This window comes from Ignatzschineria rhizosphaerae (assembly GCF_022655595.1).
Lineage (GTDB): Bacteria > Pseudomonadota > Gammaproteobacteria > Cardiobacteriales > Wohlfahrtiimonadaceae > Ignatzschineria > Ignatzschineria rhizosphaerae.
Genome location: NZ_CP093379.1, coordinates 727,365 through 741,799 on the forward strand (window position 1 = coordinate 727,365; position 14,435 = coordinate 741,799).

Annotated in this window: 12 protein-coding genes; all 12 read left to right on the top strand. The window is 39.4% G+C overall.

All coding sequences use genetic code 11. The features are described from left to right. The first annotated feature begins 2 nt into the window (after positions 1-2). The 12 genes from MMG00_RS03155 (at position 3) to gatB (ending at position 14,137) form a co-directional block, all read left to right on the top strand. On the top strand, positions 3-1,367 hold the full coding sequence (locus tag MMG00_RS03155; RefSeq protein ID WP_242151292.1) for a deoxyguanosinetriphosphate triphosphohydrolase: 1,365 nt from the start codon (positions 3-5) through the stop codon (positions 1,365-1,367). Positions 1,368-1,535: 168 nt separating this feature from the next. Then, complete coding sequence (gene ccoN / locus MMG00_RS03160; protein WP_242151295.1) at positions 1,536-2,993, top strand: cytochrome-c oxidase, cbb3-type subunit I; 1,458 nt, start codon at positions 1,536-1,538, stop codon at positions 2,991-2,993. 19 nt (positions 2,994-3,012) lie between these two features. Next, entirely contained in the window at positions 3,013-3,837 is an 825-nt protein-coding gene (gene ccoO / locus MMG00_RS03165) for a cytochrome-c oxidase, cbb3-type subunit II (RefSeq protein WP_242153267.1), read from the top strand. A gap of 18 nt (positions 3,838-3,855) precedes the next feature. Beyond that, a complete protein-coding gene (locus MMG00_RS03170) occupies positions 3,856-4,086 on the top strand; it encodes a cbb3-type cytochrome oxidase subunit 3 (RefSeq protein ID WP_242151298.1) in 231 nt (76 codons plus the stop codon). Between the two features lie 38 nt (positions 4,087-4,124). Then, positions 4,125-5,174: a cbb3-type cytochrome c oxidase N-terminal domain-containing protein gene (locus MMG00_RS03175; RefSeq protein WP_242151301.1), complete on the top strand. Its 1,050-nt coding sequence runs from the start codon at positions 4,125-4,127 to the stop codon at positions 5,172-5,174. A 183-nt stretch (positions 5,175-5,357) separates the two neighbouring features. Next, a complete protein-coding gene (ccoG, locus tag MMG00_RS03180) occupies positions 5,358-6,794 on the top strand; it encodes a cytochrome c oxidase accessory protein CcoG (RefSeq protein ID WP_242151304.1) in 1,437 nt (478 codons plus the stop codon). Positions 6,795-6,811: 17 nt separating this feature from the next. Further along, a complete protein-coding gene (locus MMG00_RS03185; RefSeq protein WP_242151306.1) occupies positions 6,812-7,645 on the top strand; it encodes a FixH family protein in 834 nt (277 codons plus the stop codon). Between the two features lie 557 nt (positions 7,646-8,202). Beyond that, positions 8,203-10,671 (top strand): heavy metal translocating P-type ATPase, encoded by a 2,469-nt coding sequence (locus MMG00_RS03190; protein ID WP_242151309.1) that lies wholly within the window; start codon positions 8,203-8,205, stop codon positions 10,669-10,671. Further along, on the top strand, positions 10,668-10,916 hold the full coding sequence (gene ccoS, locus MMG00_RS03195) for a cbb3-type cytochrome oxidase assembly protein CcoS (RefSeq protein ID WP_242151312.1): 249 nt from the start codon (positions 10,668-10,670) through the stop codon (positions 10,914-10,916). Before MMG00_RS03190 ends, ccoS begins: the two co-directional genes overlap by 4 nt. Continuing rightward, positions 10,900-11,187, top strand: a complete 288-nt coding sequence (gene gatC, locus MMG00_RS03200; RefSeq protein WP_242151315.1) for an Asp-tRNA(Asn)/Glu-tRNA(Gln) amidotransferase subunit GatC — start codon at positions 10,900-10,902, stop codon at positions 11,185-11,187. The genes ccoS and gatC overlap by 17 nt, the downstream gene beginning before the upstream one ends. A 12-nt stretch (positions 11,188-11,199) precedes the next feature. Further along, a complete protein-coding gene (gatA, locus tag MMG00_RS03205; RefSeq protein ID WP_242151318.1) occupies positions 11,200-12,651 on the top strand; it encodes an Asp-tRNA(Asn)/Glu-tRNA(Gln) amidotransferase subunit GatA in 1,452 nt (483 codons plus the stop codon). Between the two features lie 61 nt (positions 12,652-12,712). Then, positions 12,713-14,137: an Asp-tRNA(Asn)/Glu-tRNA(Gln) amidotransferase subunit GatB gene (gene gatB / locus MMG00_RS03210; RefSeq protein WP_242151321.1), complete on the top strand. Its 1,425-nt coding sequence runs from the start codon at positions 12,713-12,715 to the stop codon at positions 14,135-14,137. Positions 14,138-14,435 lie beyond the last annotated feature (298 nt).

Here is a 14,435-nt window from a genome sequence, read left to right on the forward strand (position 1 = left end):
TTATGAACGATCTCTATTTAAAACAGCGTTGGCAAGAATTGTTGCCGCAAGCTCGATTGGGTGTTAATAGCTCTTTTGATGTTCAAAGCTATCGAACCGATTTTCAAAAAGATTTTGATCGTTTAATTTTTTCAGCCGCTTTCAGAAGATTACAAGACAAAACACAAGTCTTTCCCTTAGCGCAGACGGATTATGTCAGAACTCGGCTAACGCATAGTTTAGAGGTAAGTAGTGTTTGCCGAAGTTTTGGTTCAATGCTTGGGGAGTATTTGGTTGAAAATGGGCGTTTAGAGAATATTACACCGGCAGATTTAGGGGCTATCTTGGCAGCTGGTGCGCTTGCGCATGATATTGGTAATCCCCCTTTTGGGCATGCTGGTGAAGAGGCAATTAGTCGCTTTTTTAAGCGTAATCCTGTCGGGCAGGAAGTTGTTGCCAAGATGAGTGATGCTGAAAAAGCAGATTTTTTAGCTTTTGAAGGAAATGCGCAAGCATTTAGAGTGCTCACAAGATTACAAAATTCTGATAACAGAGGCGGGCTTCAGCTCTCTTTGCCTGTTTTGGCATCTATTATTAAATATCCATGTGCAAGTTCTCAAAAACCTGATGAGCACAATATTGCCTTTAAAAAGTTTAATTACTTTCAATCTGAAAAAGCGCTTTTTGCAGAAGTGGTACAAAAGTGCCATTTAGTAAAACATAAGACGATTGAAGGTGCTTGGTATCGCCACCCTTTAACTTATCTTTTAGAAGCTGCCGATGATATCTGCTATCACTTAGTGGATTTAGAAGATGCTTATCGTCTCTCTTTAATTAGTAGTGAAGAGATTATTCATTATTTAGAAGCGGTGATTAGCGTGACAGCGCAGCTTCCTACTAATAAACTTGCTAAAATTGGTCGTACTAAAGATAAGGTTGAGTATTTAAGAGCTTTTGCAATAGGGCTTTTAATTGAGCAAGCCATGCAGGTCTTTAAAGATCATGAAGAAGCGATTGTTTCAGGGAAATTTACCACAGGATTGCTAGACCATATTCCAGCGACTGAAGTCTTGAGTAAGATCAAGGCATATTCTCAAGAACACGTTTATCATTCAGATACGGTCTTAGAAGTTGGAATAGCTGGTTTTAAAGTTTTAGATACTCTACTAGAAGCTTTTGTTGGTGCAGTAGAGCAGGGAGATCAAGGCGGGGCGAGAACTAAAATGCTTCTAAAATTCTTGCCAGATCAGTTTTTTACCGAAGATAGACGCGTGAGTGATGATCCTTACACGAGAGTTCAGCAAGTAACGGACTTTGTGTCAGGGATGACAGATCGCTATGCCGTAAAAGTATTCAAAATGATTACAGGGGTTGATTTGCCTGTATAAGTCTTGTTTAATATGCGCTAAACCTCGTGGTCTTGGCGTTTTTACCTTGATACTATTATATATTGATAGATATCAAGACACTAATGCTTGATTCTAGTAAGATGAGGGCTCGAGTAACATTAGTATGGGATGCATTTAATATGATGTTTGTTAAATTTTGGGGGAACTATGGGACAAAGTAAAAGTCTTCATGATCATTATGAGTACGGGGTCATCCGTGGACTCGTAATTAGTACTCTGTTTTTCGGAGCGCTAGGATTATCCGCTGGGCTATGGGCAGCGCTTGAGCTGACTTGGCCTATTTTAAACTTTGACTTACCAGGACTTTCGTTCGGGCGTCTAAGACCTGTTCATACCACGTTAGTAATTTTCGGTATGGGTGGATCGGCGTTGATTGGTACGTCTTTCTATGTTGTACAAAGAACCTGTCAAGTGCGCTTGGCGTTTCCTGTGCTTGCATATGTTGTGTGGATTGGTTGGACAATCGTATTTACGCTTGTACCGATTAGCTACATGATGGGTTATACGCAAGGTAAAGAATATGCTGAGTTTGAGTGGATCTTTGACTGGGCAGTTGCAGTGCTATGGTTAACATACTTCTTAGTATATGTAACAACTGTTTTACGTCGTAAACAAAAGCATATCTACGTAGCGAACTGGTTCTATTTAGCGTTTATTCTTGCAACGACGCTTCTCCATGTGTTTAACAACATCTCTATCCCTGTATTTGGTGCAGAAGGCCTCAAATCATATAACGTATTTAGCGGTATGCAAGATGCGATGGTTCAGTGGTGGTATGGTCATAACGCAGTTGGATTTATCTTAACAGTTGCATTCCTTGGTATGATGTATTACTTCGTACCAAAAGAAGCTGGACGTCCTGTTTACTCGTATCGTCTTTCAATTGTTCACTTCTGGGCATTAACATTCCTCTACATGTGGGCGGGTGCGCACCACTTGCATTGGACTTCACTTCCTGACTGGGTATCATCGCTTTCAGCGACATTCTCTATTATCCTTCTTCTCCCATCATGGGGTGGTATGATTAACGGGATTATGACGTTGTCAGGTGCTTGGGATACGATTCGTACAAATCCTATTATTCGTTTCATGGTTGTTTCATTATCATTCTACGGTATGGCGACATTCGAAGGTCCATTAATGAGCTTACGTTCAGTGAACGCATTATCTCACTATACTGACTGGACTGTAGGTCACGTACACGCAGGGGCACTTGGTTGGGTTGCAATGATTACATTTGCATCGCTCTATCACATGGTTCCACGAGTATTTGGTGGTAAAATCTGGAGCGAGCGTCTAATCTTTGCTCACTTCTGGTTAGCAACTATCGGTATCGTTATCTATATTGTTTCACTTTGGGTTGCAGGTATCGGTCAAGGTATGATGCTTCGTGCATTTAACCCTGAGTATGGAACATTAGCGTATGAGTTTATTGAAACAGTTAAATTCATGCATACTCCATATATTTTCAGAGCGATCGGCGGTGGCATGTTCTTACTTGGTGCGGTTCTTATGATCTTAAACTTCGTTATGACGATGATCATTGGTACACGTGCACAAGCGGATAACAATGCGTTAATCCCTGATGCAAAAGCTCATGCATAATAGGAGAAAATTTTAAATGATTAAACATGAACGTTTAGAAAAAAATACCGGGCTATTACTTCTCTTCACATTAGCGGTTATCAGTATTGGTGGATTGATTGAGATTGTCCCACTCTTCTATATTGATGGCACAATCGAAGAAGTTAAAAAGAATGTAACTGAAGTAAAGCTTGATGAGAATTACAAACCAGTACTTGATGAAAATGGTAAAGCAGTAATGGTGACTCGCGAAGTAGATGCGATTCGTCCTTACACACCACTTGAGTTCTTAGGTCGTAATATTTATGTTGCTGAAGGTTGTTACAACTGTCACTCACAGCAAATTCGTCCGATGCAAGATGAGTATGAGCGTTATGGTCACTACTCATTAGCAGCTGAATCTCAATTTGATAAGCCTTTCCAATGGGGATCGCGTCGTATTGGGCCAGACCTTGCACGTGTAGGTGGTAAAATGGATAACCAGTGGCATGTTGACCACTTGAAAGATCCAAAGAGCCGTGTACCTGCTTCAATCATGCCGAAATATCCGTGGTTAGCTGAAGATGATCTTTATTATGCAGATGTTAAAGAGCATTTAAGCGCAGCACGTATTGCAGGTGTTCCATATTCAAAAACTCAAGAAGAGTATGAAGCAAATATTGAACGCTTTGGTGTAGATGTTGCCAATATGCTTGTTATTGATCTTGCAGCTCAAAACCTAGAAGCACAGGCTGTTGCAGGAAACTACGATATGAACCCTGAGCGTCTTACTAAGATGGATGCGATTGTTGCTTACCTTCAAGTGTTAGGAACAATGGTTGAATTTAAAGAAGACCAGGGCATTGAATTCAGTGAATTCCGTTAATTAAAAGGAGAATGTGAGATGATGGATTTCTTTATGTGGTTTACAGATTTAGGTAACAGTAAGACATTAGCCGCTGTTATTTTCTTCGCAGTTTTTATCGGAATCATCATCTACACATTTACCGGTAAAGAACGGAAAAAACGTTTTGATGAATATCGATATATTCCATTTATGGATGATGAAGAGTTTATTTTTGATCAAAAAGAGCCTGCAGCGCAGAAAGATCAAAAAAAGCACGAGCAGAAATAAAGTGCCCTTCATGATCAAAATGACTGAGGAATAAAATAATGAGTGAAAACATAAATAAAAAAGATTTAGAGAACTTAGAAACCGATACAACCGGTCATGTGTGGGATGGTGATCTTCAAGAATATAATAACCCTCTCCCAAGATGGTGGCTCTATGCTTTCTACGGAACAATCATTTTCGCGATTGGTTATTGGATTCTATTCCCAACTTGGCCGCTTCCAAATACGTTTACGAAAGGGGTTTATAAAGTTGAGATTGAGCGTCCTATCGTTCAGCAATCAGGTGACCTTTTAGTTGATGTTGAAGATGCAGATAATGCAGCGATGGAAAAGGTTAAAGTTCACTGGAATACTCGTACTCGTTTAGTAAATGAGTTACAGTTTTCTAAAGAAGCTGAATTACGTCATAAACACTTCTCAGAGTTAATGACTAAGACAGAAGAAGAGATTATCAATGATCCTAACATGATCAAGTTTGCAGAAAATGCGGGTAGAACATTATTCGTAGATAACTGTGCAACTTGTCATGGCCCGCAAGCGGAAGGGGTGATTGGTCTTTATCCTAACCTTAACGATGATAACTGGATCTGGGGTGGTTCACTTGCAAATATTGAAGAGACCATCACTAAAGGTATCAACGGTAAAGATGGTGGTAGACGCAGTAACATGACAGCCGGTAAATTATCAATGACACCCGCTGAGATTGAAGATGTTGCGAAATATGCACTATCACTTTCTAATAACTATACGCCAGATGATGCAACTTCGCGTGGTGAAGAGCTGTTCTTTGGTAAAGGGGCATGTTTTACATGTCACGTAGACTTTACGAAAGATCCTCGCCTTGCTCAAGGTAACCCACTTTTAGGGGCGCCTAATTTAACAGATCAGATCTGGGAAATTATTGACATTAACTCAATGGAGACTGAGGAAGAGAAAGTGGCAGCACTTATTCCACAAATCCGTGATGGTGTTGATGCTAATACAACTAACCGTGTAATGCCTAGATGGGAAACACGTTTAAGTCCAGAGCAGATCCGTGCACTTGCAGTATATGTTCACCAATTAGGTGGTGGTAAAACGCCTGAGTAATGGAAATTAATAAATAAATTTTATTAAAATAACCGATATGAAAAGCCCTTTAAAAGAAATTTTAAAGGGCTTTTTTTGATGTAGGGCGTAAATTGTGATTACTTTATAGGGAATGCTTAAGGTTCTGTCCAAAGTTAGGTATAATTATGGGCTAATAATAATTAGCTCATAAGGGTGTATAAAGTGGAAAAAAATCTATCAGAGCAGAACTCATCCACATCTTCAAGTGGCGACTTATATGCAAAACGTATTCCCATCTATCCTAGAAGTGTGAAGGGGAAGTTTAGAACGTTTAAAAGTTCCATTTTAGTATTGGCATTTTTAATCTTTTATCTCTTGCCGTGGGTGCCATGGGATAGAGGTGCAGGCTTGCCAGCGCAAGCGATCGTGTTTGACTTAACAGCAAAAACTTTCTACATCTTTAGTTTGCCGGTGGATATACAAAATATCTTTTGGCTTGCTGGGGTTTTAGCAATCTTTGCCTTCCTGCTTTTCTTTGTGACGGCTGTTTTTGGGCGAGTTTTCTGTGGATATTTCTGTTTCCAAACTTTATGGACCGATGCTTTCATTATGATTGAAGGTTGGGTTCAAGGTAATCGAAATGTTCGTAAGAGATTACATGAAGGCCCATGGACAGGTGAGAAAATCGGGAAGATTGGATTAACGTGGCTTATTTGGTTAGCAGTTGCCTTTTGGACTGGCTTTACATTCACCTCTTATTGGATGCCGGCACCTGAGTTAATTAAAGTTGTCTTTATTGGCGAAGCGCCATTTGCAGCCTATGGGACGATTGCCTTTATTACTGCCGCAACCTTTATTTCAGCAGGTTTTTCAAGAGAACAAGTATGTACTTATATGTGCCCGTACGCAAGATTCCAAGGGGTAATGTTTGATAGAGATACCTTGGTTGTCACTTATGATGAAGCACGCGGTGAGCGTGAGAAAGGTCGCGCTAAACCTACAAAAGGTCTGCGTGATCGTGATGAGCGTATCAAAGAAGGTTATGGCGATTGTATCGATTGTGATCTTTGTGTTCAGGTTTGTCCTGCGGGGATTGATATTCGTGAGGGGATTAACTATAAATGTATCACTTGCGGACTTTGTATCGATGCGTGTCATAACATGATGACAAGTTTGAAATTCCCAACAGGCCTGATTCGTTATGACTCTGAAAATGGAATGGAAGGTAAAAAGACGAACTACTTTAGCCCTCGTAATATTGGTTACGGTATTGTCATTATTATTATTGCAACAATCTTAGGCTGGAGCGTGATGCATCGTGATGTTGCGCACTATATTGTTGAATCTTCACGTAATAAGCCGCCAACAATTTTAAGTGATGGACGTTTGCAAAATACTTATGAAGTTAAATTTAACAACTTGACTTTAGACTCACAAAAAATTCATGTTGCAGTTGAAAACGAAGGTTATGAGCTTTCAATGCAATTCAATGATATTGTAGTGGAACCAGGGAAACGAGTAGCATTAAATGCAAGTGTTCGTAAGGATAAAGGTGTTGCTTATACTCGAGACGTATACTTCATTTTAACAGTCACAGATCCTGTTACAGGCGATGCTATTGATGTTCAGAAAGTGAAGGCGATCTTCCTCAATAAATAAAGGATAAGGGTAATTTTATGAATGAAACAGTCGCAATTATGTTGTTAGGCGTCGCCAGTGTTTTAGTGGCATGCTTAATTTTACATAAAGTATTTCGATTTACACCAATGCAAGCAGGGAGTATTACTGCTTTAATGGGGATTGCGGTAGTCGTGCCTTTCTCTATCTTAAGATGGAGAGGGGGAGATGTATTTACACTCTATATTACGTGTAACTTAATGGCATCTTTTGCGTATTACTTAATTAGCTCAGGCGGGATGAAAAGTCTTCGAGGTAAAGATGGTAAAAGAATGCATTGGGCGCCGATTACTGTTTTAGGATTTTTCTTAGTATTAACCATTCAAAATGGTGCATTTGTGGTGATGGCTGAGAAAGGTTTAATCTTTAAAAGTAATGCCGAAGATTCATTTGTAAGTACCCGCTTCCCTGGGGAAGTTCCTAATGCTTATCAAAAGCAAGAAGCCTATTATAATGCGTATCAAAAACGTTTAGCAGAGCAAGATGCTCGCGGCTGGCAGGTGAAGTTTGGATTTACTGAAAAGCCTTATGCTAATCAAGATAATTTCTTTATGGTTGAGCTTTTAGATAAAGATAATGTGCCATTAGAAAATGCTGATGTGATTGCGAAATTTACCCGTTCAGCAGAGCAAGAGCTAAATCGTAGCTATACGCTAGAGATGGTTGAGCCAGGTTTATACTCAATCCCTATTAGTTTTGAGCGTGTTGGGCCATGGGGTTTAGAGCTTGATATCGAACGTGGTGAAGAGACACATGAACTTGTCGGTCGTACATTAGTTAACTGTACACCTGGCGTTGAGTGTGATTTGGAAAGCCGTTTACGTGTGCATTAAGTGATAATAAGATCATTAAAAAAGAGCAGAAATGCTCTTTTTTGTTTTACAGATATTAATAAAGGCATTTTTATAATGTAGTTGGTTTGGTTTAAGGAGTACTGTTTTAAAAGTAAAATAGTACAGCATGTGAATTAAACCAGCTGGCATGATGCTAGATAGAACGATTCTTGTGATTCTTGCGATTCTTATAACTGATGTGCCGGCAATCTGATTTAGTCATTTTTAAATCGATTTTACTATTTTTCCAGTTTAAAAAGGTTTATGCCTCAACAGGAGAGTGCTGGTATTCTTGTTATGATCTCATGCCCGTATTTTAAATCAGGAGCGTTCCTTAAACCTATTTCGCGATAAATTAAGGATCTGTTTTAGTTGTTGATTTTAAAGATGAATATTCATCTAGCGAGGATGGGACAAGAAAAATCATTATAAATTAGCCGGATTATATGAGTAATGATCATAATACTGGTAGAATTGCATAGGGTTAAGGCATTATTTTAGGGACAGTTGTTTTATAATAAGTCTGAAATAAATCAATAAGGTGTGAACATTTCTTTATGACAAAAACTTTGGATCAGCTTCAATGTTATCACTGTGAGTTACCGATTGTCGGTAAAGCTCCTTTTACAGCAGAAATACAGGGCAATTTACAACCAATGTGTTGCGCAGGTTGTCGCGCGGTTGCTGAGATGATTGATCAATCAGGGTTAACTAAATATTATGATTTTAGATCAGAGGCTGCAGAAAGACCGGAAACGGCGTTAAATTTAATTCCAGATGAATTAAAACAGCAGATGCATTTTTATGATCATCCGGATGTGGCAGTACAATTTGTTTCAAAAAGAGTCGATAAGCAAGGAACTGAGATGTTTGATGCTTATCTAATTATTGATAAGATCACCTGTGCTGCTTGCGTGTGGTTATTAGAAAATACCGTTAAGCGGTTAAAAGGCGTGGAGCGTTTTGATATTAACCTCACCACTCACCGCGCCCATCTTAGCTTTAACCCCAAAGAAATTAAGATCTCAGAGATCCTCATTGCGATTTTAAATTTAGGCTATCAAGGCACTCCTTATGATGAGCAGGTTGAGCAAAAGCGCTTAAAGGTTGAGTGGCGCTCCCTTCTTATGGAGTTTGGCATCGCAGCGCTCTTTTCGATGCAAGTTATGACAATCTCCGTTGCACTCTATTTTGGTTACTATTCAGGTGATATGACAGATAGTTCATATCAGCTATTGCGTTGGTTTAGTCTATTTGCCACGATTCCTTGCGCGACTTATTCTAGTCGAAGTTTTTATAAGTCTGCCTTTTACGATCTTAAAAATCGGCATCTAACGATGAATGTCAATATCTCAATAGCGGTGATAGCCGGCACTTTATGGAGTGCTTATAATACGGTGATGGGAATTGGTGAAACCTATTATGAAGGTGTGACAATGTTTGTCTTTTTACTCTTAGGAGCGAGAGTTTTAGAGACAAGTGCAAGACATAAATCTTTATTAATCTCAGATGATATTTTAAAGTTAAAGCCTAATTTTGCTGAGCGAATAAATCTTGATGGCACAATTGAATTAGTGGCAACAAATCGTTTGGCAGTAGGGGATACCCTTTTAATTAAACCAGGGGAGAGTATTCCTGTAGATGGGTTGTTATTAGATGAGTTAGCAATGGTGGATGAGTCTTTGCTTTCAGGAGAGAGTCTACCACTTGAAAAGCATCAAGGCGATGCGCTAATTGGAGGTTCTGTTAACTATGAACAGCCACTTAAAATGCAAGTAACAACGGTTGGTGCCGAAACGGTTCTTTCACAAATGTCGAGATTAATAGATCGCTCGATGAGTGAAAAGCCAAAGATTGCAATGCTTGCTGATATTATCTCTACTTATTTTGTAATTGGTCTGTTGATTGCGTGTGCTGGGACATTTATTGCTTGGTACTTTATTGATGGTCTCTCTCAAGCTTTTGCCGTGACATTAGCGGTATTAGTCGTTTCTTGTCCGTGTGCATTAGCATTGGCAACCCCTTCAGCGCTAAGCGCTGGTAACCAAGCGATTATTGAGAAAGGATTGATTGCGACAAGAGCGGGGGCTTTAGAAACTTTAGGCAAGGTTACAGATATCGTTTTTGATAAAACAGGTACTTTAACAGAAGGCCGCTTAACGATTGGTGGGATTCATCTTTTTAATAACAATTTAAGTGAATATGAGGTGATGCAAATTGCTGCAACCTTAGAGGCAACCTCTAGTCATCCGATTGCTTTTGGGTTTAATGAGTGGGTCTATCAAGAGAAAGCGACTCTTTTAACCGCTTCTAATATTGAAAACAGTGTAGGGCGCGGAATTACAGGAACGATTAATGGGGTTGAGTATAAGATTGGTCGCCTAGATTGGTTTAAGCTTGAGGGGATTGATCTTGAAATTGATGCCGGGCTTTGGGTAGGGTTAGGTGTCGGTGATGAGCTTATTGCGGCATTCTCTCTTTTAGATACCTTAAAAGATGATACAGAAAGTGTGATCGCTTACTTAAAATCAGAAGGTTATGTATTACATATTTTAAGTGGAGATAGACAGGAAACAGTGGATCGTTTTAATGAATCTCTTAAGATCGAAGATGCGAAAGGCGATCTTCTCCCTAAAGATAAGCTTGCGTATGTGGAAGCGCTTCAAAAAAAGGGAGCAATTGTCTCCATGCTTGGTGATGGGATTAATGATGGGCCTGTGCTGGCAAAGGCGGATGTCTCAATCGCTATTGGGCAAGGGGCGCTTTTAGCGCAATCGACGGCGGATATGATTTTAATGAGTCAAAATCATCTTGAGCCATTGGTTGAGGGGCTAAAAATAGCTAAAAGAACTGATAAAATTATTACGCAAAACCTTTTCTGGGCGTTATTATATAATATTGTTGCAATTCCGTGCGCAATGACAGGATTTGTCTTACCATGGATGGCAGCACTTGGAATGAGTTTAAGCTCATTGATCGTGGTTGGAAACACGTTACGAATTAGGGAGGGTCGATCAGAGTCATGAGTCCGCTTTTTATATTACTTCCACTAACATTAGTGGGAATGATTGCAGCAGGTTATGCCTTTATTTGGGCTGTTCGCTCAGATCAGTTTGATGATATGGAAGGTCCTGCGCATCAGATATTATTTGATGAAGATGTTCGTCCCTTAGAAGAACAGACACAAGAAAAATCTGTAGAACAAGCGTCTTCTTTAGAGGAAGACCAGAGTATTCCAAAAGAAAGGTTAAAAAATGAAGATAGATCATAAAACAGTAGAGTGGTTAGCATTCTTATCACATCTACGTATTGATGATGCAAAGTTAGAGAGCCAAAAGATGAGGCTTGAAGATATGGCTGAAGTAATTCGTGGTATTAAAGATGTGAATACTGAGGGAATTATGCCAATGACAAATCCTTTTGATGCAAAACTCACATTAAGAGCCGATGTTGTGACGGTTAAAAATGAGCGAGATGAGCTCCAGAAATTGTCACAAAGTGTTGAAAACGGTTTATATCTTGTTCCTCAGGTTATTGAATAAAAGAGTATTATTATGCATAAACAGACTATCTCGGAACTTCGCGCACAGTTAGAAAAAGGCGAAGTTTCAGCTTTAGAAGTTCAAGAGTATTTTCAAGCACGTATTGAAAAATATGATGGAGCGTTAAATAGCTTTATCACCACAACTTTTGATGAGGCAAAAACTGCCGCAAAAGAGGCAGATGAAGCCATTAAATCAGGTAAAAATGAGCTCTTAACGGGTATTCCGATTGCTCATAAAGATTTAGTGTCAACGAAAGGGACTTTAACGACGGCAGCATCAAAAATGCTGAGTAATTATGTGCCGCCTTTTGATGCAACGATTGTAGAGAATTTAAGATCAAAAGGTGCGGTATCACTTGGAAAAGTGAACATGGATGAGTTTGCCATGGGGTCAACGGGCGCAACGAGTTTTTATGGCGGCACGAATAACCCTTGGAATGAGGGTCATGTTGCTGGTGGTTCATCGAGTGGTTCAGCAGCAGCGGTAGCGGCAGGGCTTGTCATGGCGGCAACAGGTTCTGATACGGGCGGCTCTATTCGTCAGCCAGCAAGTTTTTGTGGTGTCACAGGTATTAAACCAACTTACGGGCGCGTTTCTCGTTATGGGCTAATTGCCTTTGCCTCATCATTAGATCAGGGCGGCGTATTAGCAAAAACAGCAGAAGATTGTGCGATTGTTTTAGAAGGAATGGCAGGATTTGATGAAAAGGATCCAACATCGGCAGATCGCATGCTTCCGGCATTTTCAAAAGAGTTAGGACAATCTTTAAAAGGCTCCAAAATGGCGCTTCCAAGAGATTTCTTTGCAGGTGATATTGATGCTGAAACCGCAAAAGCGATTGATGAAACATTAGCAATTTACCGTAAACTTGGTGTGGAGATGGTTGAAGTGGATCTTAAATACCATGAGCTTGTCACCCCTGTTTATTACGTTATCGCCCCAGCGGAAGCTGCGAGTAACTTATCTCGTTTTGATGGGATTCGGTTTGGATATCGTGCAGAAAATGCGCAAAATCTAGAAGATCTCTATTACCGCACAAGAACAGAAGGTTTTGGCGAAGAGGTGAAAAGCCGTATTTTAATGGGAACCTACGCAACAACGGATGTTCTTTATAAAGACTTCTTTATTAAAAGCCAACAGATCCGCCGTTTAATTACAAATGAATATAATGAAATTTTAAAAGATGTTGATTTTATCGCCGGCCCAACTGTTGCAGGTCCGGCATTTGGTAAGAATCATCAAGCTTCTAGTATTCAAAACTCTCTCTTTGATGCAAACTTAATTGGTGCAAACTTAGCAGGATTACCCGCATTGAGTCATCAAATGGGAATCAGTAATGGTATGCCGGTAGGATTCCATCTCATAGGACGTGCGTTTGATGAAGCGAAGCTTTTAGCTGCGGCTCATCAATATCAGCAAAATAGTGATTGGCATAAGAAATTCCCAGCGAATTTTGACTAAGGTTTAAATTCGATAATTTGCAGATGACAATTTTATTTTAAGAGAACAAAAAGGAATAAAGATGAGTTGGGAAGTTGTAATTGGACTTGAGGTCCATACTCAGTTAACGACAAAAACCAAGCTATTTTCAGGAACAAGCACGCTTTATGGGCAAGAGCCTAATACACAAGCGGGGATCTTTGATTTAGCATTACCAGGGGTATTGCCACGCTTAAATGATGGAGTGATTGATAAGGCGATTCGTCTTGCAATTGCGACGAATTCAAAGGTTCAACAAAGAACCATTTTTGAGCGTAAACACTATTTCTATCCAGATCTGCCAAAAGGCTATCAAACAAGCCAATTAGATGCGCCGATTGTCTATGATGGGCACTTAATGATTGAGACAGAAAGTGGTCTTAAAAAGATTCGTGTAAACCGTGCACATCTTGAAGAAGATGCAGGTGGTTCACGTCATGGAGTTGTCCCTGGAATGACGGGGATTGATTTAAACCGCGCGGGAACTCCACTTTTAGAGATTGTTTCTGAACCAGATTTAAGTTCTGCAAGTGAAGCGATTAGTTATCTTCGCCAGCTACATCAAATTGTGACATGGTTAGATATTAGTGATGGTAACATGCAAGAAGGATCATTTCGCTGTGATGCAAACGTCTCTATTAGAAAACCAGGGGAACCACTTGGAACGCGAACAGAGCTAAAAAATATTAACTCGTTTAGATTTATCGAACAAGCGATTAATTATGAAGTCGCGCGCCAAATTAAAATCTTAGAGTCAGGCGGAACGATTACGCAAGAGACAAGACTTTATGACTCTGATAAAAATGAGACTCGCTCAATGCGTGCTAAAGAGGAAGCGAACGATTACCGTTATTTCCATGATCCCGATCTATTGCCAATTATCATTAGTGATGAGCGTATTGATGCGGTTAAAGCAAGCTTTCCATTAATGCCTGAAGAGCTTAAGGTTGAGTTGATGGAAAAGCATGATCTATCAGATTATGATGCCGGAGTTTTAGTGCAATCACGCGCGATGGCAGATTATTTTGCAGCGCTTTTATCATTTAAAGCCGATGCGAAAATAGCGGTTAACTGGTTATTAGGAGATGTTTCGGCATATCTTAATGAGAAAGATCTTGAGATTAGTGAGTTAAGTATCTCAGCGGAGAGATTAGCAGGATTATTAAATCGTATTCAAGATAAGACGATCTCTAATAATATTGCGAAAAAAGTGTTTGCCTTAATGATTGACTCAGAGAAAAGCGCAGATGAAGTCATTGAAGCAGAAGGGTTAAAGCAAGTGACTGATACTGGCGCAATAGAAGGTTGGGTTGATGAGGTAATTGCTAAAAATCCAAAACAAGTTGAGCAATTTAAATCAGGTCAAACAAAAATTTTAGGATTTTTTGTAGGGCAAGTTATGAAGCTTAGCCAAGGAAAGGCAGATCCAGCGGTGATTAATCAAATGATTGCTGAGAAATTACAATAAATCATTATTTTGATTTAGATAATATTATCTCTTAGAGTTTTTAAGATCGTTTTTATGATTTAAATAAGCTTCATTTAAGATAAAGGTCAGGACCTATTTTAAGGTTCTGACCTTTTTTATTGACGAAGATTATAAAGAGGATTTAATAGTCTCTATTTTCTGATAAGAGAGAAATAGGCTTCTATTTGAGAGATTGTTATAAAAAAATTATGGGAGAAAAAAAGGATTGTTAAAAAAATAATCTCAGGATATAAATAGCTTAACAAGATCTGTGAAATTAAACATTGATTTATTTTCG